Origin of the sequence: Roseomonas gilardii subsp. gilardii (assembly GCF_023078375.1) — a bacterium.
Classification (GTDB): domain Bacteria; phylum Pseudomonadota; class Alphaproteobacteria; order Acetobacterales; family Acetobacteraceae; genus Roseomonas; species Roseomonas gilardii.
This window is the reverse complement of the sequence record NZ_CP095554.1, coordinates 2,649,160-2,671,323: the sequence shown is the minus strand read 5'-3', so window position 1 is coordinate 2,671,323 and position 22,164 is coordinate 2,649,160. Positions and strand designations below refer to the sequence as shown.

Below are 22,164 nucleotides of genomic sequence, written 5' to 3'. Positions count from 1 at the left end.
CCCGGCCCAGCCCCGGTTTCACGGGCGGGCGGGCCCCCGCGCGGCGATCGCCGCCGCCGCCTGGGCCATGATCTCGGCCAGGATGGCCGCCACCGGCTCCTCCCGCGCCACCATGCCGACCGACTGGCCGGCCATCAGGGAGCCGTTCTCCACATCGCCATCGACCACCGCCCGGCGCAGCGCGCCGGCCCAGAAATGCTCGATGTCGAGCTGTGCGGCCTCCTTGCTCAGCTCCCCGGCCCGGAAGCGGCGGATCACCTCCGCCTGATGCTCCAGGAACCGCCTGGTGCCCGCGTTCTGCAGGGCCCGCACGGGGATCACGGGGAAGCTCTCGTCGAGTTGCACGGTCGGCAGGGCGTCACGTGCCGCGCCGCGGATGAAGGCGCGCTTGAAGTTCGGATGCGCCACGCATTCCGTCGCGCAGACGAATCGGGTGCCGATCTGCGCCCCGGCGGCGCCCATCTCCAGATAGGACAGGATCGCCTCCCCCCGCCCGATGCCGCCGGCCACGAAGACCGGCACGTCCCGGATATGCGGCAGGATCTCCTGCGCCAGCACGTTCAGGGAGACCGGGCCGATATGCCCCCCGGCCTCGGAGCCCTCGATCACCAGCGCATCGGCGCCGGAGCGGACCAGCTTCTTCGCCAGGGCCAGGGCCGGGGCGAAGCAGATCACCCGGGCGCCGGCATCCTTGGCCTTGCGGATCGCGGGGCCGGGCGGGATGCCGCCGGCGAAGACGATATGGCCCACCTTCGCGTCCAGGCAGACCTGCACCAGCTCCTCCAGCCGGGGATGCATGGTGATCAGGTTCACGCCGAAAGGCTTGTCCGTCAGGGCCTGGGTCGCGGCGATCTCCTCGGCCAGCCGCGGCGGCTCCATGGCGCCGCAGGCCAGCACGCCGAAGGCCCCGGCCTCGCTCAGTGCCGCCACCAGGTTGCGCTCGCTGACCCAGGACATGGCGCCGCCCAGGATCGCCCAGCGGGAGCCCAGGAAGCCCGCCCCCCGCGCCATCAGCCGGTCGAGTTCGGCGAAGGCCCCGGCGGGCACCGTGGAATCGGTGCCCCCTTCGGCCGGCGGAACGGTGGGGGACGGGGCGAGCATCAGGCCCGCGCCTTCTCGGCCGGCGCGTCGAGCCCGTAGGCCGTGTGCAGGGCGCGCACCGCCAGCTCGGTGTATTCCACGCCGATCAGCACCGAGGTCTTGATCTCCGAGGTCGAGATGACCTGGATGTTGATCCCCTTCTCGGCCAGCGTGTTGAACATCGTGGCCGCCACGCCGGCATGGGAGCGCATGCCGATGCCGACGATGGAGATCTTGGCGACCTCCGGATCGGTCAGGATGGCGTCGAAGCCGATGGAGGAACGGGCGTTCTCCAGCGTCTCCCGCGCGCGGGGCAGGTCGGTCTTGCCCACGGTGAAGGTCATGTCCGTGGTGCCGTCAGCACCCAGGTTCTGGACGATCATGTCCACGTTCACATTGGCCGCCGAGAGCGGGCCGAACACATGGGCCGCGATGCCGGGCTTGTCCGGCAGGCGGCGCAGGGTGATCTTCGCCTCGTCGCGCGAATAGGCGACGCCGGTCACAACGGGCTGTTCCACGATCTCGTCCTCGTCCACCACCAGGGAGCCCGGCTTGTCCTCGAAGGAGGACAGAACCTGCACCCGCACCTTCTGCTTCATCGCCAGCTCGACCGAGCGGGTCTGCAACACCTTGGCCCCCACGGAGGCCAGTTCCAGCATCTCCTCGAAGCTCACGCGCTCCAGCTTGCGGGCGCGCGGCACGATGCGGGGATCGGTCGTGTAGATGCCGTCCACATCGGTGTAGATGTCGCAGCGGTCGGCCTTCACCGCCGCCGCCACGGCCACGGCCGAGAGGTCGGAGCCGCCGCGGCCCAGGGTGGTGATGCGCTCCCGCGGGCCGATGCCCTGGAAGCCCGCGATCACCGGCACCTGCCCGGCCTTCATCCGCTCGATCAGCGCCGAGCCGTCGATCTCCTCGACCCGCGCCTTGCCATGCGCGCCATCGGTGCGGATCGGCACCTGCCAGCCCTGCCAGGAGCGGGCGTCCACCCCCTCCGCCTGGAGGGCGATGGCGGTGAGGCCGGTCGTCACCTGCTCGCCGGTCGCGACGACCACGTCGTATTCCCGCGCATCGTGCAGCGGCGACAGGTCGGTGCAGTATTTCACCAGCTGGTTGGTCACGCCCGACATGGCGGAGACCACCACGGCGACCTCGTTGCCGGCCTCGACCTCGCGCTTCACGCGGCGGGCGACATTGCGGATACGGTCCAGGTCGGCGACGGAGGTGCCGCCGAACTTCATCACGATACGGGCCATGGCGCCGGGCGTTTTCCGGTTCTGCTAAGGAGCGGCGGCGGTTGCGCGCCGCGAAGGGTCGGGACAGATACCGGGCGCGGCGGATGGCTGCAACCTCGTCCGCGCCACGACACCATCACGGCACCATCACAGCACCCTGGGGAGAATCGCATGTCCGGCACGGCGAGGGCGGAGGAGATCGCGAAATTCGATGCGCTGGCGGAGCGCTGGTGGGACCCGCGCGGCCCCATGGCGCCCCTCCATGCCATGAACCCGCTCCGCTGCGGCTGGGTGGCGGAGCGGCTGGCGCGGCGCCTCGGCCATCAGGGGAAAGGTTCGGGCGAGGACCTGTCCGGCCTGCGGGTGCTGGATGTCGGCTGCGGCGCCGGGCTGGCCAGCGAGGCGCTGGCGCGGCGGGGCGCCCGCGTCACCGGCATCGACGCGGCCGGTGCCGCGCTGGAAGCCGCGCGGGCCCATGCCGCCCGGTCCGGCCTGGAGATCGACTACCGCGCCGCCCGGCCCGAGGAACTCTCCGGCGAATGGGATGCGGTGGTCTCGCTGGAGGTCATCGAGCATGTGGCGCCGGAGGAGCGGCTAGCCTTCCTGGCCGCCCTGTCCCGCGCCACACGCCCCGGCGGCGCCGTCTTCCTGTCCACGCTGAACCGCACGCCGCGCGCCTTCCTGATGGCGAAGCTGGGGGCGGAGTACATGCTCCGGCTGCTGCCGCGCGGCACCCATGACTGGAAGCTCTTCATCACCCCGGCTGAGCTGGGGGCCGGGCTGCGCGAGGCCGGGCTGCGGGTGGAGGATATTTCCGGGATGGGCTTCGATCCGCTCGGCCGCCGCTGGAAGGCCACGCGGGATGTCGGGGTGAACTACATCCTGATGGCGGGGAAGGACTGAGCCTCCCCATTGGGCCTCCCCGCCGGGTTCTCCCCATCGGGTCCTCCCCATCGGGCCTCAGCGCCCGAAGCTGGTCAGGAAGCGTTCCAGCAGCCCGCCGATCACCTCCACGGCATAGCCGCCCTCCTGCACGATGGCGGTGGGCAGGCGCAGGCCGCCGATGGCCTCGCCGGCCCGGGCGAAGCCGTCCTCCGTGACGGAGAGCGCGTTCAGCGGCTCGTCCTTCGAGGCGTCGAAGCCCAGGCTGATGACCAGCGCCTCCGCGCCGAAGTCCCGGATGGCGCCCAGGCCGGTGCCGATCGCCTCCAGCCATTCCGGGTCGCCGCTGCCCAGGGCCAGCGGCAGGTTCAGGTTGAAACCCGCGCCCTGGCCGGCGCCGCGCTCGTCGGCATGGCCGACATACCAGGGGTAGTAGCGGTCCGGATCGCCATGGACGGACACGAAGAGCACGTCGTCCCGCTCCCAGAAGATCCCCTGGGTGCCGTTGCCGTGGTGGCTGTCGATGTCGAGCACGGCGACCTTGCCGGCGCCCTTCGCGCGCAGCCGTTCCGCCGCCAGGGCCGCGTTGTTCAGGTAGCAGTGGCCGCCGGCCCGGGCGGCATAGGCATGGTGCCCGGGCGGCCGCGCCAGCGCATAGGCGGCCCCGCCCTCCGCCGCCACCTCGGCGGCGGCCAGGGCGCCGGCCGCCGCCAGCATGGAGGCCTCCCAGGTCCCCGGCCCGATCGGGCAGGAGGTGTCGGCGGTGTACCAGCCGGTCTTGCCGATGATCGTGGCGGAACGGCGCGCGCCCTGGGCCAGCATCTCGGGCGAGGGGTGCATGTTGGGCACCGCCTCCTCCCCATGGCCCGGCATGGCCTCCCATTCCGTCAGCGCGCCGCGCAGGAAGTCCAGGTAGTCCGGGGCATGCACCGTGCCGAGCGCGGTGGCATCTGTCTCCCCCGGGGCGGCGATCTCCAGCCCCATGCGCCGGCAGGCCGCCAGCAGCGCCTCCGCCCGGGCCGGGACCTCGAAATGCGGCCGCAGCCGCCCCCGCTGCAGGAAGAAGCGCGGCGCATGCGCCAGTTGCCGGTCGTCCCAAAAGACCTTCATGCCGAGACCTTCATGCCGGTTCCCATCCGTGTCCGTCCGGCAGCTTCCCGCCACCGGCCGTTCCCGGCAAGGCCGGCCCTCAACGGCCCGGCGGCCCGTCCAGCACCCCGCGCACCCGCGCCGCCAGCTCGGCGAAGGTGAAGGGCTTGCCGATCACCTCCACGCCCGGGTCCAGCCGGCCGTGATGCGTCAGCGCGTCGCGGGCATAGCCGCTGGTGAAGAGGACCTTCATCGCCGGCCGCAGCAGGCGGGCTTGCGCTGCCAGCTCCGCCCCGTTCATGCCGTTGGGCAGGACCACGTCGGAGAAGAGGAGGTCCGGCATCAGGGAGGGCGAGTCCTCCAGCAGCCGCAGCGTGCCCGGCCCGTCCTCCGCCTCGATCACCTGGTAGCCGAGCTCCGACAGCACCTCCACCGAGTAGCTCCGGACATCGGCATCGTCCTCGACCACCAGGATGCATTCCTGCCGGGCGCGGGCGGCGGGCGGGGACTCCGCCTCCGGTGCCGCTTCCTCGCTCGCCGACAGCAGGCGCGGCAGGTAGATCCGCACCGTGGTGCCGAGTCCGGGCTCGGAATAGATCCGCACATGGCCACCGGACTGGCGGACGAAGCCATAGGTCATGGACAGGCCCAGCCCCGTCCCCTGCCCCACCGGCTTGGTGGTGAAGAAGGGTTCGAAGACCCGGCCGATCACCTCCTGGTCCATGCCCGTGCCGGTGTCGGTCACGCTGATCACCACATACTGCCCCGGCCCCAGTTCCTCGCCGCGGAGGGTGATGGCTTCCGAAAGGGTCAGGTTCTCCGTCTCGATCGCCAGCCGGCCGCCGCCGGACATGGCGTCGCGCGCGTTCACCGCGAGGTTCAGCAGCGCGTTCTCCAGCTGCCCCGGATCGGCCTCCACCTGCCAGAGATCGGGCGCCAGGGCGGTGCGGATGGAGATGGTCTCGCCCAGGGTGCGGGCCAGCAGGTCCGACATCCCCTCCACCAGCCCGTTCACCCGCAGGGCGCGCGGCGCCAGGGGCTGGCGGCGCGAGAAGGCCAGGAGGCGCTGCGTCAGCACCGCCGCGCGCCGGGCGCCGCTGGCGGCGTTCTCGGCCGAACGCCGCAGCCGGCCCGCCTCGGCCGGCAGGCTGCGCTGCAGGATGTCCAGATTGCCCAGCACGACCTGGAGGAGGTTGTTGAAGTCGTGCGCCACGCCGCCGGTGAGCTGGCCGATCGCCTCCATCTTCTGGGACTGGCGGAGCTGGGCCTCGGTCCGGCGCAGGGTTTCCTCCTGCCGCCGCTCGGCCGTCACGTCGCGGCCCACGGCATGCAGGAAATCGCTGTCCGGCACGACATTCCAGGAGATCCGGCGATAGGAGCCATCCCGGTGCCGGATGCGGTTCTCGAAATGCTCCACCCCCTGGCCGTCGGCCAGGCGCGCCAACTGGGCCCGGGTCCGCGCCATGTCCTGCGGATGGACGAAGGCCAGGATGCCGGCTCCGGAAGGCGTCTCGGCGGGCCAGCCCAGGACGCGCTCCCAGGCCGGGTTCACCGCCTCCGCCGTCAGCGCCCCCTGGCGGATCACCACCATGATGTCCCGGGAATGCTGCCAGATGCGGTCCAGGTCCCGGCTGCTGCGCTCGGCCCTGGCCTCCAGCTTCTCGTGCGAGCGGAGCAGCGCCTCCTCCTCGCGCTTCCGCGCGGTGGTGTCGCCGACCACGCCGACGAAGCGGACGCAGCGCCCGTCCTCGAAGAAGCTCTGCCCGGTCAGCGACAGCCATCGTTCGCGCCGGTCCACCAGCCCGATGACCCGGAACTCCGTCGCCAGCCGGCCGTTGCCGGCGGGGGAGAAGGCGTTCTCCATCTCCTTCCGGACCCGAGGGCGCATGCGGGGATGCAGGGCGGCGAGGAAGCTGTCCTCATAGGTCAGCGGCCGCCCGTCATCCGGGGGCAGGCCGAACAGGGTCCGGCAGGCGGCATTCCAGTGCAGCACCCCGCGGGCGACATCGAGGTCCCAGGTGCCGAGGCCGCTCGCCTCCACCGCGAGGCGCGCGCTCGCCTCGCTGACGCGCAGCGCCCGCTCGACCCGGACGACGTCGCGCGCCACGGTCACGTCGTGCTGGGTGGCCAGGAAGTAGCGGACGTGGCCCTGCGCGTCCCGCAGCGGGCCGACATGGACCTCGTTGCGGAAGGGCGTGCCGTCCCGGCGGTAGTTCAGCAGCTCGACGGTGATGTCCCGCGCCTCATGCACCGCGTCCCGCAGGGCGGCCACCGTGCCACGGTCCGTGCCGGGCCCCTGGAGGAAGCGGCAGTTCCGGCCCAGCACCTCCCAGGCGGCATAGCCGGTCATCTGGAGAAAGGCGGCGTTGGCGAAGACGATCGGATTGTCCGGGCGCGACGGATCGGTCAGCACCATGGCGGCCTGGCTATGGCCGGCGGCGGCCAGGAAAGGCAGGCCGGGATCGGGAAAGTCGCCGACCAGGGCGGAGCCGGTGTCCCGCCCCCAGCGATCCAGCATGTCCATCAGCCGGGTGCCGCGACGCGGCCCTCGTCCCAGGGCGGGATATCAGCCATCCGACCGGGGGACCCAGGGGATGCGGGCGATCTCGATGCCCTCGTCGCGCAGGGCCTCGGCCTCGGCCTCCGTGGCCTCGCCATAGATGCCGCGGCGCTCGCTCTCGCCCGCCTGCATCCGCCGCGCTTCCTCGCTGAAGTCGCGTCCCACATAGTCGCAGTTGCGCTCGACCTCGGCGCGGATGCGTTGCAGCAGCGCCATGACCTGGGCGGGCATGGGCCCCGCCGCCACGGGCGGGGTCGCGGGGCCGGAGGCGGCGTTTGGTGCGGCGGGGACGGGCGGCGACGGCACGGGCGCGGCGGGGATGGCCTGGTCCGGGACGGGGATGGCTTCCGGCCGCGACTTCGCGATCGATGGCGCCATCAGCGCGCGTCTGACCTGCGTCCCGCCGCAGACCGGACATTCCACGAGGCCAGCCTTGGCCAGCTTGTCGAAACCGGCACTGTCCTTGAACCAGCCATCGAATTCATGGCCGCCTTCGCAACGAAGCTGGTAGTGGATCATCCTTGTCCCGTTCTTGGCCCCGTCAGCTCCGCGCCGGCCCCGTTCCATCCGGGCACCGGCATTCCGGACCCGCGGGCCCATACGCTTGTCCAGACCCGTATTTGGCATCCGGCCCCGCCAAGTGCCAGTGCAGGGACCCGTGCAGGGACCCGTGCGGCTTAGCGGCCAGGGCCGGCCCGCCACACCGGGCGCGGCGGGTCAGGCCGCCAGCAGGCTGTCCAGCTTGCCCGCGCGGTCCAGCGCGAAAAGGTCGTCGCAACCCCCGATCGCCTGCCCGTCGATGAAGATCTGCGGCACCGTGGTGCGGCCGCCGGAGCGGCGGACCGCTTCCTCGCGGGCCGCGGAACCATGCGGTGCATCGAATTCCTCGAAACTGGCGCCCTTGCGCGTCAGCAGCGTCTTCGCGCGCGCGCAATAAGGGCAGAAGGGGGTGGTGAAGATCTCGACCTTGGCCATGCCCCCTCAATTCGTTCCGCCGGACCTCCGGGTCAAGCCGTCACCCCCACCCATCCATGCTCTCCGATGATCCCCTGGGCAGGACGCGGGCCACCGCCAGCACATCGACCTCCCGCGCCCCGGCCGCCAGCAGGGCGCGGGCACAGGCGGCGGCGGTGGCGCCACTGGTGAGCACGTCGTCCACCAGCAGCACCCGCTGTCCGGCGATGGCCCTGCCCCCCCGTGGCGTCACCCGGAAGGCTCCCTCCACTTCCTGAAGCCGCCCGACCATGCCGAGGCCGCCCAGGGAAGCCGTGCCCCGGACGCGGCGCAGCCCATCGGGCAGCCAGGGCCGCCCCGAGAGCCGCCCCAGGTGCCGGGCCAGCAGGGCCGACTGGTTGTAGCGGCGCCGCAACAGGCGCCGCCAGTGCAGCGGCACCGGGACCAGGATGCCGGCCTCCGCCAGCAGATCCTTTCCCGCCAGGGCCATGGCGCGCGCGATGGGGCGGGCCAGGTCGGGGCGGTCGCCATGCTTGAAGGGCAGGATCAGGCGCTTCGGCACCTCCCCATAGACGAAGGCCGCGCGGGCGCGGGCGAAGGGAAAGGGCCGTTCCGCGCAGGGCGCGCAGAAGAGGCGGCCCCCGTCCGTCATGCCCCCGTCCGCCATGCCCTCGACCGTCATGCCCTGTTCCGCGTGCAGGAAGGGCAGGCCGCAGCCATCGCAGAGCGGATCGCCGATCCGTTGCAACTCCCGGAAGCAGTCGGGGCAGAAGGCGCCATGGCGCATCACCGGCTCCCGGCAGGTGAGGCAGGTGGGCGGCAGCAGCGCATCCAGCAGCCCCTCCCCCACCCGCCCCGCGAGGCGGCCCCAGCCCCGCCAGCGGCCGGCCACGGCGGCGGGGGCCGGCTCCATCCCGATCAACGGCCGCCGCGCCCGGCCCGGGGGCCGCGCCGCATCATGCTCCGCCGTGACGTATCCCCATGACGTATCCCCATGACGTATCCCCATGACGTATCCCCATGACATATCCCTCTGGCGCCGCGGCCCGCTTCGCGCCATCTGCCGCTGCATGTCCGCGCCGCATCAGATCTTCGACCGCCGCCTCCACCGACTCCGCCGCGACCGCTCCGCCGCGAGCCAGGGACAGGTCGCCCCCATCCTGGAGGAAGCCGCCGACCGGCTGCTGGACCGGCTGGACGACATCACCCTGCGCTTCGGCCGCGCCCTCGACCTCGGCGGGCGGGGCGTGGTGGCGCCGCGGCTGCGGGACCGGGGCATCGGGCAGGTGGTGTCCATGGACCTGTCCACGGCCCTGGCGCGGCAGGCCGGCGGGCTGGCCGTCGCCGGGGACGAGGAATGGCTGCCCTTCGCCGAGAGCAGTTTCGATCTCGTGGTGGCCAGCCTGTCGCTGCACTGGGTGAACGACCTCCCCGGTGCCCTCGTGCAGATCCGCCGCGCGCTGCGCCCGGATGGGCTGTTCCTGGCCAGCCTGCCGGCGCTGGGCACCCTGCAGAATCTGCGCGAGGCCCTGGCCAGCGAGGAGGAGGCACTGCGCGGCGGTGTCTCGCCACGTGTCTCGCCCTTTCCGGAGGTGTCGGATGGCGCGGCCCTGCTGCAACGGGCGGGCTTCGCCCTGCCGGTGGCGGATACCGAAACGCTCCGCCTCGCCTACCGCTCGCCGCTCGCGCTGCTGCGTGACCTGCGCGCGGCGGGGGAAAGCAACGCGATCCTGGCCCGGGACCCGCGCCCGGCGCCGCGCGCCCTGTTCCCGGCGGCCCTGGCGCGGCTGGCGGCGGGAGCGCCGGACGAGCCGGTGCCCGTCACCCTCCGCCTCCTGACACTGACGGGCTGGGCCCCGGCGCCGAGCCAGCAGCAGCCCGCTCGGCCCGGCAGCGCCACGGTCCGGCTGGCCGAGGCGCTGGGCACCGAGGAACGTGGCCTGGGCGAGGCGGCGCCCGGCACCCGGAAGCGCTGAGCCCCGGATTATCCGAGCAGCCATCCGGTCAGTCGAAGCGGTAGCGCGCGAAGAGCATGGCACGCACCTCGTTCCAGTCCGCCGCGCGGTCGTAGCGGAGCAGGCCGCCGACCTTGAACTGCGGCGTGACGGCATATTCCGCATCCGCCCGCACGCCACCGACCAGGCTGGTCTGGGTCTGGCCGCTGTAGAAGGCGCTCTGCGTGGAATCCGCCGCCGCCCGCGACTCGGCCTGGGCCTGCAGGGCCGGGTCGTTGGGGAAGAGCGGGGAGCGGTCCTCCTTGAAATGCGCGAGGCCGATCTGGCCGCCGAGGTGGTAGGAAAGGTTCCCGATCCGGGCGCGGTAATCGATCGGGATATTCGCCGCGACATAGTTCTGCGGGCTGAAATAGCCGCCCTGGCCCAGGGTGAAGAAGCGCAGGTTCTTGTCGTAGGAGAGGTAGACGAGGTCGAGCCCGCTGGTCAGCTCCTCGTCCGGCCGCCGGAAGAAGGCGTAGCTCATGCCGGCGCCGGCCTCGATCCGGCTGTTGTCCGCGACCCCCTTGCCCTCGAACTGGGAGTAGCCGCCGCCGGCGTAGAAATTCGCCCGCCCCGCGCTCCATTCGAACTGGCCGCGCCCGGTGTTGCGCACCACGCCGCCCCAGACCCGGCTGGTGACCGGATCGCGCTGCCCGGCCCAGGCCAGCAGGCTGTCGGTGACGGCCCGGCGCTCTCCGGTCAGGCGCAGGCGCAGGTTGCCGTTCAGCGACGGGGCGAGTTCCAGCCCGCCCACCATGTTCTGCACACGGTAGCCGATCGGCGTGGTGCCGAGATCGAGCGACAGGCTCTCGCCCCGCGTATAGCCGAGGCCGAAGGTGGCGCCGGAGGCCGTGGTGTCCTTTGGCACCAGCCGGGACGCGGTGGCGGCGGAGATGCTCTCGCTGGCCCCCGGCAGCATCAGCGGGTTCGTGCCGAAGCGGCGCAGGTTGCCCGTGCTCTGGTCCAGCGTGCCGGAATCGATGCTGTAGAGCTGGGCGCGGGCGGCGATCCGCCCGCCGATCCCCGGCATCGCCGCCGAGGCCTCGGCCCCGCCGGAATATTCCTGCAACCGGTCGAGGCCGCCGCTGCCGGAACGGAAGCGCCCGGCGAAATTCGGCCCGACGCGCGGCGCGGCTTCTTCCCGCACCTCGGCAAGCTGGCGCTGGATGTCGCCGAGCAGGGGGTCGCTGGCCACGGCCGGCGCCGCCGTGGCCAGGATGGCCGGCTCCCCGCCCGCCAGCGCCACTTGGCGGAAGGGATTCGCCGTCTGGTTCCGCATCAGGGCCGGCTGCGCCGCCAGGGCCGGGGCCGCCGCCTGGGTGCCACGGAGCTGCGCCTGCCGCAGTTCCTCGGCGCGTTGCAGCGCCGCCTGCGCCCGCCGGTAATCGCCGGAGGAGCGGGCGAGCTGCGCCTCCACCACCGCGACCCGGGGGTCGTTGGGCGTCAGCGTGCGTCCCTCGGCGAGCAGTTCCTCCGCCCGCCGCGTCTGCCCGCGCGCGATGGCGGCGCTGGCGGCGGCCAGGCGCGCATCGGCGTTGCGCGGGTCGCGCCGCAGCACCGCCTCGGCGATGTCCTGCGCCCGGGCGGGGTCCTGCGCCCCCTGGTAGAGCCGCGCCAGGGCGAGGTTCACATCCGGGTCCTGCGGCTTCGCGCTCAGCGCGGGGGCGAGCCGGTCATAGGCGGCGGCCTGGTCGCCCGCCTCGTTGAGCCGGTCGCTTTCGCGGATGGCGATCCCCGTTTGCAGGCCGCTCAGCCGCTGCCGGTCCTGGGCCGTGAGGCGCGGATCGGCCGTCAGGCTGGCGGCGATGGCGGTGGCCTCCGCCCCCTGCCCGGCATCGAGCAGCGCATCCGCCAGGGCGATCCGCCCCGCCGGGGCCGCATTGGCATTGGTGGCCAGCGCCATCCGGGCCAGGTCCACGGCGCCGCGCGTGTCGCCCACCGCGTTCAGCGCGCGCACCGCCTGGGCGGCGGTCTCCCCGCTGGGATCGGGACGCGCGACGATCTGCATCAGCCGCTGCCGGGCGAGGTCGTACTGCCCGTAGCGCGCGGGTTCCGCCGCGGCCGCGACCTCGCTCTGCACGGCGGTGGCACGGAGCAGGCGGCTGGCATCGGCCGAGCGCAGCCGGGCGGGAATCCGCTCGACCAGGGAGGCGGCCTCGCTGGCGCGGCCTTCCTCCTGCGCGAAGAGGGCCGCCGCGTAGAGGTTGTCGGCGCTGGCGCTGCGCTGGACCAGCTCCTGCATCAGCGCGCGGCCTTCCGCCCCCGCCCCTGCCGCGCCATGGCGCGGGCGAGGTCGAGCCGGACCCAGGGGTTTTCCGGGTTGGAGGCATAGGCCGACTGGAGCAGGGCCACCGCCTGCGCCGGATCGGTGCTGCGCTGCGCCTCGGCCCGCAACTGCTCGGCGCGCGAGGCCGCGAGGTTGTTGGCGAAGGCGCCCCCCTGCCGCGCCGCCAGTTCCTCCGCCTCGGCCAGCCGGCCCTGGGATTGCAGGGATTCGTAGAGCCCGGACAGGGCGGCGGGCAGGTTGGGCCGGCGGCTCAGGGCGGCGCGGTAGCGTCTCTCCGCCCCCGCCGCGTCGCCGCGCCGCATCAGGATATCGCCCAGCAGCGCCTGGGCATCGGCCTGCTCCGCGCCACCCTGGCGCACCGCCGCCTCCAGCGTCGCCTCGGCCTGCTGCACCTGCCCGCGGGCGATCTGCGCCCGCGCGGTGTTGACCGCCCCGGCATAGCTGGCGCCGTCCAGCGCCTGCCCCCATTTGCGGCGCCCTTCCTGCGGGTCGGCCGCGATGGCGCGGGCCAGCAGGGTCTTCGCCTCGCTGTTGCGGCCCTGGCGCAGCCGCACGAGCCCCAGCCCGCCGAGCGCATCGGAATCCTCGGGCGATCGTTGCAGCACCGCCTGGAAGGCTGCCTCCGCCGCGGCGATGCGGTTGCCGTTCAGCGCCTCGAAGCCCGCCTGGCGCTGCGCTCCCGCTTCATCCTGCGGGGTGCGGGTGGGGTTGCGGGCCTCCGCCAGTTGCCGCTGTACCTGCTGGTCATCCGGATAGCGGGCCAGATAGGCTTCCAGCGCGGGAATGGCCGCTTCGCTGGCACCGCTCCAGCTCAGGGCCTGACGCCAGGAGTTCCGCGCCTGCTGTGCCATGTCCGGGCTCTGGGCGAGTTGCTGGAGCTGGCGGATGCCCTCCGCGCGCGAGCCCTCGCGCCAGGTCAGGGTCTGGGCATAGGCGAGTTGCAGGGCGCGGTTGCCCGGGCTGCGGTCCAGCAGGCGCCTCAGCCCGTCCCGCCCCTCCGCATAGCCATCGGGCGTCCCGGCCAGGGCCTGGTAGTATTCCTGCGCGAAGACATCCGGCGGGGTGTTGCCGCCGAAGATCTGCCGGTAGCGCGCCACCGCCGCCGCGTTCTGTCCCGACTGCGCCAGCCGCCTCGCCTCGGCGACCTGGGCCGGGTCGGCGGCGGCGCCCCGGAGCTGGGTCTCGGTGCTGCCCACCACGGCATTGCCCGGCGCGGCCTGCCGCAGCCGCGCCAGGGTGCGGTCGGCCGCGGCCCGGTCGCCCTGCTGCGCCTGGGCCTGGGCGAGGCCGGAGAGGGCCGCGACATTCTCGGGATCGGCGACCAGCACGCGTTCCAGCGTCCGCACCACCTGATCCGGCCTGCCCTGGCCGCGCCAGTAGTTCGCCTGGTCGAGCAGGATCTGGATCGCCCTGTCCTGGGTGCCAGCCGGGGTGCCACTCTGAGGATTGCCACTCTGAGTATTTCCACTCTGAGTCTGGGCCAGGGCCGGCACCGGCAGGGCGGTGGAGGCGAGGAGCAGCGCCGCGAGATGCGGCCCGGAACGGCGCGACGGCATCAGATCTGCGCCCTGAGGCGGGCCGCGACGCGCCGCCGGATGATCCAGTAGGACGGGATGGCCAGCAGCAGCGCCGCCCCCACCACCAGCAGCAGCACCGCGTCGGGGCGGTTGCCGAGATAGAGCTGCGGCCAGAGCCAGATCGGCAGGCTGCCCACCGAATAGGTCGGGCTGATGCGGTAGGACTCGATCCGCCCGCCCGCCAGCCAGGCGACATCGCCCTGGATGCGCGGCAACTGGTCCGGGTCGCTCAGCGCGTTCAGCATGGCCTCGACGCCCTGGGGCGTGGTGCCGGTGATCGCCACCAGCGTCCGCCCCGCCTGGAGCGGGCTTTCGGCGCCGATCATGATGCCCTGGCCGTCCCCTGGCCCGGACACGACGGCGTTCAGCCGCGTCCGGTCGCGCAGCCGGTCATCCGACAGGAAGATGTTGCGGAAATTCTCCAGCGGCCCCGGCAGCGAGACCTGGAGGCGGTTGCCCTCCAGGTGGACCGGGCCGTCCCGCAGCAGGCGCGCGAGCCCGGGCACGCGGTTGAGCGCGCCGACCACCAGCAGGTTGCGGTCCGCCACGCTGTCCAGGCTGCCGGAATGGGCGATGGCCAGGCGCAGGGCCGGCACGCCCGTATTGGCCGACAGCCGGCCGATCAGCCCCATGGCGTTGGAGAGTTCCAGCGATGTCGGCCGGTCCGGCAGCACCAGCGCCGTGTCGGAAAGATCCGCGAGCTTCGTGTAGGGGAAGCCGGAGCCCGCGAAGAAGGCGAGGTTCGGCAGGGTGGTGAAGCGGTAGGAGCGGGACAGGTCGATCGTGCTGTCCGGGTCGATCGAGGCGCGGATGTCGCCCGGGATGGCGGTGCAGTCGCCCCGGTTCAGCGGGCGCATGTCGAAGCGCATCTGCAGGTTGTTCAGGCCGAAGACCAGGTAGGGCGGCAGGCCGGCCGAGCCGCTGCCGCGGTCCTCGCCGAAGTTCACGCCCAGTTGCCGCGCCACCCAGTTCCAGGGCCAGGCCGGATCGCCTTCCCGCAGTGGCAGGGACTTCAGGTAGTTGCCGTTCAGCGAGACATCGAGGCGGGACACCTGGAGGTCCGCCACGGGGCCCGGCGGCGCGCGGAAGAACAGGTCCACCGGGATGGGCCGCTGCCGCCAGGTATAGACATCGGGCGCGGTGCGGAACGGCACGGCGATGTTGCCGGGTGCGAAGCCGTAGGACTGGAGCTCCGACGGGTCCACCAGCTCGCCGAAGCGCACCGGCCGTTCGGTGCGGATCCAGCGCGGCGCGTCATAGGGCTGGCGCGGCGCGATGTCGGGGGCCGAGACCAGCGCGGCCTCCCCCGACAGCCCCTGGCTGGACACGGCCAGCGCCTGGGCGGCGGCGACGGCCTCAGCCCCGGTGCGGCCGCCGACGACCAGCAGGGCCGCCTCGGGGTCGGTGGGGTTGGGCACCAGCGCCAGGGTCGGCCCCTCGAAGCGGGGCAGCGCCACGCCGGGCACGGAATCCGCGCCCACCGCCACCACCACGCCATGGCCCCGGGTCGGCGGGGCGCTGGAGACCGGGAAGCTGGCGCCGCGATAGTCCGCCTGCACCGCGAACCAGGAGGAGGCGATCAGCGCCGCCCGCGCCAGGTCGTTGCTCGCCTCGGCCGGCACCACGAAGGGCAGGACCAGCGGCGCGCGCAGTTGCACCCGGTCGAAGAAGGGCGCTGGCAGCCGCGCCAGGTCGCGCGGCATGGCCAGGTGCTCGGTCGTGATCTCCAGCACGGACTGGTCCGAGATGGTGGACCAGAGCAGCCCCGAGAGCGGGTCGTTGCACTCCGCGGCATAGCGGCCGGTGAAGCGGAAGTTCAGCCGGTTGGTATCGGCGAAGAAGACCGGGTTGATGGGGAATTCCAGCGGCCCGAAGCTCGGCCGCGCGCGCTCCGGCGTGATGGCGCCGATGAACTGCTCGTTCAGCGTCACCGCGATCTGCGACAGTTCCGGGATCAGCGCCGGGCTGGTGGCGCCGCGCAGCACGAGCCGCGCGCCTGTCACCACCTCGTCCTCCCGCACCCCGAAGAGCACGCCCTGAAGGTCGGTCAGGCCCCGGAGCTGCATCGGCGATTGCAGGCCGAGCTCGCGCAGGGTGCGGCGCAGGACCCGGCCCTGGGACGCGGCGGCCGGGACCGCCGCGCCGGGCGATCCCTGGACTGCCCCCTGGACCGCTCCCTGCCCCCCCCCATGGCCCGGCTCCTGGACACCGTCCTGGACCGGTTGCGAGGCGGCGGCCGGAGGCTCGGCGGGCGCGGGCAGGTCGGGGGAGGTCCATGCCGGCGCGGGCGCGGCCTGCCTTGTCACCGGGCGCGGGGGCGGCGGCGCGGGCTGTGCCGCCGCCGCGCTCACGCCCAGGCCCAGGCCGAGCAGCAGGGCGGCACGCTGCGCGCCCGGGCGGCGGGCCTTGCCACCCGGCACCGGGCGGCGGTTGCGGCGCAGGGAAAGCTGGCTGTCGCCGCGGAACAGGCCCCGGATGCTGACGCCCACCTCGTAGAGCGCCCGCATCGGCCGGTCGCGGCGCACGCTGTCCCAGTGCAGCCAGCTATCGGCGCGGCAGAGCACGACGCGGGTGATGTTGCCCTCGTCGCGCAGGTTCTGCGGCGTGAAGCGGAGCTGGAGCTTGTTGTTCTGCCAGCGCAGCGCCTGGGCCGGCAGGGAAACGCGGTCCGGCCCCACCGCCACGTCCAGCACCAGCGGCTGATCGGGGGCGATGTTGTCCGGGGCGGCGACCTCGATCGCGGCGCCGCCCAGCGAGAGGTCCACGCTGTGCCCCTCCAGCACCCGGCCATCCGGCAGCACCACCGAGGCCGGGAGCCGGGCCGAGACGCGGGCGCGTTCCCGCACCTGGCGCCGCTCGCGCCCCACCGCGATCCCGGCCAGCACGATGAAGAGCGACAGCGACAGCCAGAGCGTGTTCAGCGCATAGGCCTGGAAGGCCAGCGTGCCCGTGCCGCTGCTCAGGAGGCCCCAGATGCCGAGGAGCAGGCCGCCGAACATCACCAGCGCCAGCACGGCATTGGGATAGACGGCGCGCACGTCGAAGAAGCCTTCCTCCAGCACGCCGCCCTTGTCGGTGACATTGAACTTGCCCTTCTTCGGGTCGAGCAGCGTCGCCAGCATCACCGGCAGCAGCCAGAGCGTCAGCACGGTCTCGTAGATCTCCGACCAGAAGGAATGCCGCACGGAGCCCTGCAGGCGGCTGTTGGTGGCCACGGCGTGGATCACATGCGGCCCGGCATAGGCGGCGATGGCCAGCGGCGAGGCGGCGATCAGGTTCTGCCCGAAGATCAGGAAGGCCAGCGGCGAGGTCAGGAAGACGAAGCGTGGCAGCGGGAACATGAAGTGCCACATCGAGGAGACGTAGCAGAACTTCTGCGTCCAGCTCAGCTTGCCGCCGCCGAGGAAGGGGTTGTCCACGCGGAAGATCTGGATCATGCCGCGCGCCCAGCGCATGCGCTGGCCGATATGCAGCGCGAGGCGCTCCGTCGCGAGGCCGGCCGCCAGGGGCAGGCGGAGATAGGCGGTGCGCCAGCCGCGCCGCTGCATCTTCAGCGAGCAGTGGCAGTCCTCCGTCACCGTCTGGTGCGGCACGCCGCCCACCTCCTCCAGCGCCGTCCGCCGGATCACGGCGCAGGAGCCGCAGAAGAAGGTCGCGTTCCAGAGGTCGTTGCCCGACTGGATCAGCCCGTAGAAGAGCAGGCCCTCGTTGGGCACGCGCAGGCCGGAGGCGAGGTTCCGCTCGAAGGGATCGGGGCTGTAGAAGTGGTGCGGCGTCTGCAGCATGCCGATCTTCGGGTCGCGCAGCATCCAGCCCAGCGTCATCTGCGGGAAGGCGCGCACCGGCACGTGGTCGCAGTCGAAGATGAGGATGAACTCGCCCTTCGTCCGGGTCAGGGCGTGGTTGATGTTGCCGGCCTTGGCACCCTTGTTGTCGGGACGGATCATGTAGCCGCAGCCGATATCCTCGGCGAAGGCGCGGAACTCCTCGCGCCGCCCGTCATCGAGGATGTAGACGTTCATCTTGTCCTTCGGCCAGTCCATGGCCAGCGCGCCGAAGACGGACGGCTTCACCACCGAGAGCGGCTCGTTGTAGGTCGGGATGTAGATGTCGAGCACGGGCCATTCCGCCGGATCGTCCGGCAGCGGCACCGGCTTGCGCTCCAGCGGCCAGATCGACTGGAGATAGGCGAGCAGCAGCGCGATCACCGCATAGAGTTCGGCCAGCAGCAGGCCCGTGCCGAGGAAGGGCGCCCAGAAGCCCGAGAAATCGAGCGTGTCGGTCAGGCGCCAGTAGAGGTAGCGCGCCGAGATCAGCACCGAGAGCATGACGAGGAAGAAGTTCGCCCCCCGTCCCTTGAGCCGCGAGGCCAGCAGGAAGACGAGGAAGCAGGCGATGGCCAGCCAGGCCTGCTGCTGGGCCTCCAGGGGTGCCACGACGAAGGGGATGGCGAGCAGCAGCCCCGCCGCCGTGAGCAGGAGCACCCCGGCGCGGCCGCGCGAGAGACGTTCGAAGAACTGCGCGAGACGGTTCATCGCCCCCCCCACATGCTGACGGGCACGGGCTGCTGCTGGACGGGGATGCAGGCGGCGATCGCCTCCGCCACCTCCCGCAGGTCGTTGGCGGCGCGGGACTGCGGCGCATGGTCGGCCACGAGGCGCTGGCAGGCGAGGCTTTCCATCACCGCCTCGTCCCGGCTCACCGCGCCCAGCAGGCGCCAGCCGGCATGCCGCGCCACCGCCTCCGCTGCCGCCCGGGACAGGCGCGACTGCAGGTCCACCTCGTTGATCACCACCCGCAGCCGGTGCGTATCGACGGTGCCCAGGCCGATGCCGGAAAAGCGGCCGCTCTCGACCTCCGGCATCAGGGCGGCGCTCATCGCCTCGGCCTTGAGGACGCAGACCACGAGATTCGCCAGCGGCGCCAGCAGGGCCAGGCTGCGCGAGGGGCCGGGCGGCAGGTCCGCCACGATCAGCAGCGTCTCGTCGGCCAGCATGGCCCGCATGGGGCCGAGCAGCAGTTCCGGCTGGCGGCCGAGCAGCCCGTCCAGCGCCAGCGCCCGCGCCAGGTCGATCACGCCGAAGGGCAGGAGCGCGACGCCCGAGCCCGTCTGCCGCAGCGCCCGGTGCCAGTCGGGCCGCTCGGGCAGGCCCGTGGCCCAGCCGGCCTGGTCGCCGATGGACAGGCCGAAATGCAGCCGCAGCGCGTTCTGCGGGTCGAAATCCATGACCAGGACGCGGCGTCCGGCCCGGGAAAGGTTGTGGGCGATGTTCGCCGCCAGGGTGGTCTTGCCCACCCCGCCCTTCGGCGATGCCATGCAGATCAGCGGCACGCTCGGCCTACCTTTGGTCCGGGGGGAAGGGATGGGGCGCCGTCGCGTTGGCGATGCCGCGCAGCAGTTCCGAGAGGCTGCCGGTGCCCGGCTGCGGCACCTTCACCGAGGCGCGCAGATCCGCCATGGCGTGGTCCACGGCGGCGAAGAGCGCGAAATCCACCTCGACGGTACGCGGCGGCGCGGGTGCCGGATTGTCGGCCGCCATGGGCGCGGGGCCCGCCGGCATGGCCGGGGGCGGCGGCCAGGACGCGGCGGGCGGGTTGCGGGCGGGGTCCGGCCAGCCCGGCATGGCCGGGGGCGGCGCGGCGAAACCCGCTTCGGCCCCCGGAGGCCAGGGCGGGGCCGGAGGTGGCACAGGGAGATGGGCGCCCGCGCCCGGTGGGGGAAAACCGGGGGGGGGGGAAAACCGGGGGGAGGCGCGCCCTGGAAGGGCGGCGGATAGCCATGGCCCGGCGGCCACGCGGCGGCACTGGCCGGAGCGGCGGGCGGCCGGTGCGGTGCCGGGACCGGCTGCGATGGATGGAACATGGGATGTTCCGGCTGGGGGAGCGCCTGGGGGAGTGCGTGTGGAGCCATGGGCGGGACAGCGGGCAGCGGGGCAGGATGGAGCGGGGCCCGCTGCGCCTCCCAGACAGCGGCCGGCGGGGGCGGCGCGGAGGCGGGCCAGGCCGGCTGGCTTCCCTGGGGGGTTCCCTGGGGGTTCCCGGAAAACCGTTCGGAGGCATGGCCGGGGGTATTGCGGAAGTCATGGCTGGCAGAGGCCAGGATGCCGGTACGGGCGGCGCGTCGTGCAGCGGCGGGCTGGAAGCGGGCGGCGGGAGGGGCATGCCGGCAGGGTCCGGGTTCGGGGACTGGCCCTGGGAAATCCATTGCGCGGAAGGCGGGCCGGGAGGCTGGACAGGAAACTGTGCCGCTGCCGGCACGGCCGGTGCGGGCATCGGCGGCATGGGTGCCGTGGCCACTTGGGCCGGCGCGGCCGGCGCGGCATCGGATGGCGGCGCTTCCACCGGGGCCGGCCGGACCGGTGGGTTGCGGCGCACGGCCTCGTTGCTGAAGTTCCGGTACCTCATGCCCGTCGTGCCCAGGGCTTCCGCCACGCGCAGCACATCAGACTTGTCATCCATGCGAGGCGCCTCTCGACCGGCCGGGGGCATGTGCAATGCAAAGAGCGAGGGGGCGGGACGGCGCGCTCATGCCGGGCGATCCGCCAGGGCGACGAGAAGGCTCAGCGCCGCCGAATAGTAGTTGTCGTCCCGCATGGGCGGGCGGGAGAGTCCGTCAGGACGGCTGGCCGCCAAGGACAGGCCGGCGCGCCGCATCGCCAGATCGGCCACGGCCACCATGCCGGGCAGGGCCGGGTCCGGCCCGCCTTCCCCGCTGCGCAGATCCACCCAGGCGGGCGGCGGGCGTGGCGCATCGGCCCAGAAGGCCGCCGGGCCGCGCAGGCCCGGCTCCTCCACCAGGCCGGCCCAGCCGAGCCAGAGCGGCACCCGGACGGCATCGTAGGAAAAGCGGGCAGGCCAGCCTTCCGCCGGCGTCACGCGCCCATCCGTCCGGGACACCGCGACCCAGTCGGCGGGCAGGCCGTGGGGGCCGAAGCAGGAATCCCGCAGCAGGGCCAGGCCATCCGCGGCCAGGTCGAGCCAGAGCGGATCGGGCAGCGCCCGGGCCAGGATGCGCAGCATCGGGAAGGCGTAGTAGGACGGGTTCACCACGACCTCCCCGCCCCGCTCGAAGCCCTGCAGCCCCGGCAGCAGGACGAGCCGGCCGCCGACCCGGCGCGGCAGCATCCGGAGGATGTCCTGCGCGGTGGCGAGGCCGCTCGCGCGCCAGTCCGGCCGCCCCCATTGCTCGCCGGCCAGGATCAGCGCCGAGGCGATGAACAGGTCGCCATCCGTGGCGTTGTTGGGATCCTCGCTGCCGTCGCTGGCCGTGCCGCGCCAGGCATGCAGGCCATGCGGCCCGAGACGGAGGTTCTCCTGTGTCCATTCGGCGATTCGCTCGAAGCGGGGCCGGTCGCCGGCCCGGAGGGCGAAGTGCATCGCCCATCCCTGCCCTTCGGAATGGGTGATCCCGCCATTGGCGGTATCGACCACCCGGCCCTCGGCCGAAAGGAAGTGCCGGGCGAAGGCGTGCCAGCCCTTCGCGAAATCATCAGACAATGGACGATGCAGGGAAGCTGCCACCGCGTTACGCGAGACGGCGAAAGAACCTATCGCCCAGATGGCTTTCCTTCGCGTAATCTTGCTCGCCAAGGCGGATCCCAAGGATTTTCGTCACATCCGAGGTGTATCATCGGCGTTACCGTGCCGCAAAGGTTGTATTAAGCGTTTGTTCTGCCCCAGGGCTTTTCGCGCGCCCTGTGGCCTTTTCGCCTTCACGGTGGCATGTCCCGCCGGGGCAGGCAGGCACCCAGGATGAGCCTGAGGATGGTCTCTTCGCCCTCCGCGCAGCTCCGTTCGTCCATCTCCGGGATGCCCAGCACCGGGGTGATCTGCGCCGCGAAGTCCGCATAGGTCTGGGTCATGGCCCAGAGGGAGAAGAAGAGGTGGCGCGGATCGATCGGGTGCATCAGCCCGGCGGCGATCCACCCCTCCATCACCTTGGCCTTCTGTTCCACGAGATCCCGCAATTCCGTGGCGAAGAAGCCGTGCAACTGGGGCGCTCCGTGCAGCACCTCATTGGCGAAGACGCGGGATGCATGGGGCCGCAGGCGCGAATGCCGCATCTTGGCGCGGATATAGGCGGTGAGCGCTGTCGCGGGGTCGCTGCCGGGGCGGATGTCGTCGGTCGCGGAGAGCCAGAGCGCCAGGATGTCGTCCAGCACCGCGCGGTAGAGCGCTTCCTTGGTGCCGAAATAGTAATGCAGGTTGGCCTTCGGCAGCCCGGCGGCTTCGGCCAGGGCCGACATGCTGGCCCCGGCGAAGCCCGCCTCGGCGAAGACGCGCTCCGCAGCCCGCAGGATCTGCGCCCGCAGCGCCTGGCGCCTGCCTTCGCGTGAGGCAGGCCTGCCCTCGCCCGCATCGGTTCCTGCCGTTTCCGCGTGCTTCGCCATTCCGATCCCCCGCAGAGCGGCCGACCCGTGCCCATCTTGCAAGTTGACCGATCGGTCAAGGTCACAATAGCCTCCCTGACTTGAGCGGCCATCCTCGCCATGGAGCCCTTCCGGAT

16 protein-coding genes are annotated in these 22,164 nt (G+C 72.6%); 2 read left to right on the top strand and 14 right to left on the bottom strand.

Translation table 11 applies throughout. The features are described from left to right. Nucleotides 1-18: 18 nt before the first annotated feature. Complete coding sequence (locus MVG78_RS12135; RefSeq protein ID WP_428480647.1) at nucleotides 19-1,101, bottom strand: NAD(P)H-dependent flavin oxidoreductase; 1,083 nt, start codon at nucleotides 1,099-1,101, stop codon at nucleotides 19-21. Further along, the gene (locus MVG78_RS12130) at nucleotides 1,101-2,336 is read right to left on the bottom strand and encodes an aspartate kinase (protein ID WP_247551807.1); all 1,236 of its coding nucleotides are present in this window, start codon (nucleotides 2,334-2,336) and stop codon (nucleotides 1,101-1,103) included. The genes MVG78_RS12135 and MVG78_RS12130 overlap by 1 nt, the downstream gene beginning before the upstream one ends. A gap of 150 nt (nucleotides 2,337-2,486) precedes the next feature. On the opposite strand from MVG78_RS12130, the gene ubiG reads away from it, so the two are divergent. Beyond that, complete coding sequence (gene ubiG, locus MVG78_RS12125; protein ID WP_247551805.1) at nucleotides 2,487-3,218, top strand: bifunctional 2-polyprenyl-6-hydroxyphenol methylase/3-demethylubiquinol 3-O-methyltransferase UbiG; 732 nt, start codon at nucleotides 2,487-2,489, stop codon at nucleotides 3,216-3,218. A 57-nt stretch (nucleotides 3,219-3,275) separates the two neighbouring features. On the opposite strand, the gene MVG78_RS12120 is transcribed toward ubiG, so the two are convergent. From MVG78_RS12120 to MVG78_RS12100, 5 genes are all read right to left on the bottom strand, one after another. Beyond that, nucleotides 3,276-4,307: a histone deacetylase family protein gene (locus MVG78_RS12120; RefSeq protein WP_247551803.1), complete on the bottom strand. Its 1,032-nt coding sequence runs from the start codon at nucleotides 4,305-4,307 to the stop codon at nucleotides 3,276-3,278. A 79-nt stretch (nucleotides 4,308-4,386) separates the two neighbouring features. Next, nucleotides 4,387-6,810, bottom strand: a complete 2,424-nt coding sequence (locus tag MVG78_RS12115; RefSeq protein ID WP_247551801.1) for a PAS domain S-box protein — start codon at nucleotides 6,808-6,810, stop codon at nucleotides 4,387-4,389. A 42-nt stretch (nucleotides 6,811-6,852) separates the two neighbouring features. Further along, complete coding sequence (locus tag MVG78_RS12110) at nucleotides 6,853-7,365, bottom strand: DUF1178 family protein (RefSeq protein ID WP_247551799.1); 513 nt, start codon at nucleotides 7,363-7,365, stop codon at nucleotides 6,853-6,855. A gap of 198 nt (nucleotides 7,366-7,563) precedes the next feature. Beyond that, nucleotides 7,564-7,821, bottom strand: a complete 258-nt coding sequence (grxC, locus tag MVG78_RS12105) for a glutaredoxin 3 (RefSeq protein ID WP_247551797.1) — start codon at nucleotides 7,819-7,821, stop codon at nucleotides 7,564-7,566. 40 nt (nucleotides 7,822-7,861) lie between these two features. Continuing rightward, nucleotides 7,862-8,713, bottom strand: coding sequence for a ComFC family protein (locus tag MVG78_RS12100; protein ID WP_247560421.1), 852 nt, complete (start codon nucleotides 8,711-8,713; stop codon nucleotides 7,862-7,864). A gap of 157 nt (nucleotides 8,714-8,870) precedes the next feature. On the opposite strand from MVG78_RS12100, the gene MVG78_RS12095 reads away from it, so the two are divergent. Beyond that, complete coding sequence (locus MVG78_RS12095; RefSeq protein WP_247551795.1) at nucleotides 8,871-9,776, top strand: methyltransferase domain-containing protein; 906 nt, start codon at nucleotides 8,871-8,873, stop codon at nucleotides 9,774-9,776. A gap of 28 nt (nucleotides 9,777-9,804) precedes the next feature. Here MVG78_RS12095 and MVG78_RS12090 read toward each other — a convergent pair whose 3' ends face one another. The 7 genes from MVG78_RS12090 to MVG78_RS12060 form a co-directional block, all read right to left on the bottom strand. Further along, the gene (locus MVG78_RS12090; protein WP_247551793.1) at nucleotides 9,805-12,036 is read right to left on the bottom strand and encodes a cellulose biosynthesis protein BcsC; all 2,232 of its coding nucleotides are present in this window, start codon (nucleotides 12,034-12,036) and stop codon (nucleotides 9,805-9,807) included. Further along, nucleotides 12,036-13,637, bottom strand: a complete 1,602-nt coding sequence (locus tag MVG78_RS12085) for a tetratricopeptide repeat protein (RefSeq protein WP_247551791.1) — start codon at nucleotides 13,635-13,637, stop codon at nucleotides 12,036-12,038. Before MVG78_RS12085 ends, MVG78_RS12090 begins: the two co-directional genes overlap by 1 nt. Continuing rightward, nucleotides 13,637-18,193 (bottom strand): UDP-forming cellulose synthase catalytic subunit, encoded by a 4,557-nt coding sequence (bcsA, locus tag MVG78_RS12080; RefSeq protein WP_247551789.1) that lies wholly within the window; start codon nucleotides 18,191-18,193, stop codon nucleotides 13,637-13,639. The genes MVG78_RS12085 and bcsA overlap by 1 nt, the downstream gene beginning before the upstream one ends. Then, complete coding sequence (gene bcsQ / locus MVG78_RS12075; RefSeq protein ID WP_247551787.1) at nucleotides 18,190-18,990, bottom strand: cellulose biosynthesis protein BcsQ; 801 nt, start codon at nucleotides 18,988-18,990, stop codon at nucleotides 18,190-18,192. The genes bcsA and bcsQ overlap by 4 nt, the downstream gene beginning before the upstream one ends. A gap of 7 nt (nucleotides 18,991-18,997) precedes the next feature. Further along, the gene (locus MVG78_RS12070) at nucleotides 18,998-19,198 is read right to left on the bottom strand and encodes a hypothetical protein (RefSeq protein ID WP_247551785.1); all 201 of its coding nucleotides are present in this window, start codon (nucleotides 19,196-19,198) and stop codon (nucleotides 18,998-19,000) included. Between the two features lie 985 nt (nucleotides 19,199-20,183). Beyond that, nucleotides 20,184-21,155 carry a family 8 glycosyl hydrolase gene (locus MVG78_RS12065; protein ID WP_247551784.1) on the bottom strand — a complete coding sequence of 324 codons (972 nt, stop codon included), beginning with the start codon at nucleotides 21,153-21,155 and terminating at the stop codon, nucleotides 20,184-20,186. 215 nt (nucleotides 21,156-21,370) lie between these two features. Next, nucleotides 21,371-22,048, bottom strand: a complete 678-nt coding sequence (locus tag MVG78_RS12060; RefSeq protein WP_247551782.1) for a TetR/AcrR family transcriptional regulator — start codon at nucleotides 22,046-22,048, stop codon at nucleotides 21,371-21,373. Nucleotides 22,049-22,164 lie beyond the last annotated feature (116 nt).

What these genes read in the sequence shown, in the direction of transcription:
- grxC (WP_247551797.1), bottom strand. Translation starts at nt 7,821, where the DNA reads ATGGCCAAGGTCGAGATCTTCACCACCCCCTTCTGCCCTTATTGCGCG.
- MVG78_RS12090 (WP_247551793.1), bottom strand. Translation starts at nt 12,036, where the DNA reads ATGCAGGAGCTGGTCCAGCGCAGCGCCAGCGCCGACAACCTCTACGCG.
- MVG78_RS12120 (WP_247551803.1), bottom strand. Translation starts at nt 4,307, where the DNA reads ATGAAGGTCTTTTGGGACGACCGGCAACTGGCGCATGCGCCGCGCTTC.
- MVG78_RS12060 (WP_247551782.1), bottom strand. Translation starts at nt 22,048, where the DNA reads ATGGCGAAGCACGCGGAAACGGCAGGAACCGATGCGGGCGAGGGCAGG.
- MVG78_RS12100 (WP_247560421.1), bottom strand. Translation starts at nt 8,713, where the DNA reads ATGGAGCCGGCCCCCGCCGCCGTGGCCGGCCGCTGGCGGGGCTGGGGC.
- MVG78_RS12115 (WP_247551801.1), bottom strand. Translation starts at nt 6,810, where the DNA reads ATGGACATGCTGGATCGCTGGGGGCGGGACACCGGCTCCGCCCTGGTC.
- MVG78_RS12085 (WP_247551791.1), bottom strand. Translation starts at nt 13,637, where the DNA reads ATGCCGTCGCGCCGTTCCGGGCCGCATCTCGCGGCGCTGCTCCTCGCC.
- MVG78_RS12110 (WP_247551799.1), bottom strand. Translation starts at nt 7,365, where the DNA reads ATGATCCACTACCAGCTTCGTTGCGAAGGCGGCCATGAATTCGATGGC.
- MVG78_RS12095 (WP_247551795.1), top strand. Translation starts at nt 8,871, where the DNA reads ATGTCCGCGCCGCATCAGATCTTCGACCGCCGCCTCCACCGACTCCGC.
- MVG78_RS12135 (WP_428480647.1), bottom strand. Translation starts at nt 1,101, where the DNA reads ATGCTCGCCCCGTCCCCCACCGTTCCGCCGGCCGAAGGGGGCACCGAT.
- MVG78_RS12130 (WP_247551807.1), bottom strand. Translation starts at nt 2,336, where the DNA reads ATGGCCCGTATCGTGATGAAGTTCGGCGGCACCTCCGTCGCCGACCTG.
- bcsA (WP_247551789.1), bottom strand. Translation starts at nt 18,193, where the DNA reads ATGAACCGTCTCGCGCAGTTCTTCGAACGTCTCTCGCGCGGCCGCGCC.
- MVG78_RS12070 (WP_247551785.1), bottom strand. Translation starts at nt 19,198, where the DNA reads ATGGCGGCCGACAATCCGGCACCCGCGCCGCCGCGTACCGTCGAGGTG.
- ubiG (WP_247551805.1), top strand. Translation starts at nt 2,487, where the DNA reads ATGTCCGGCACGGCGAGGGCGGAGGAGATCGCGAAATTCGATGCGCTG.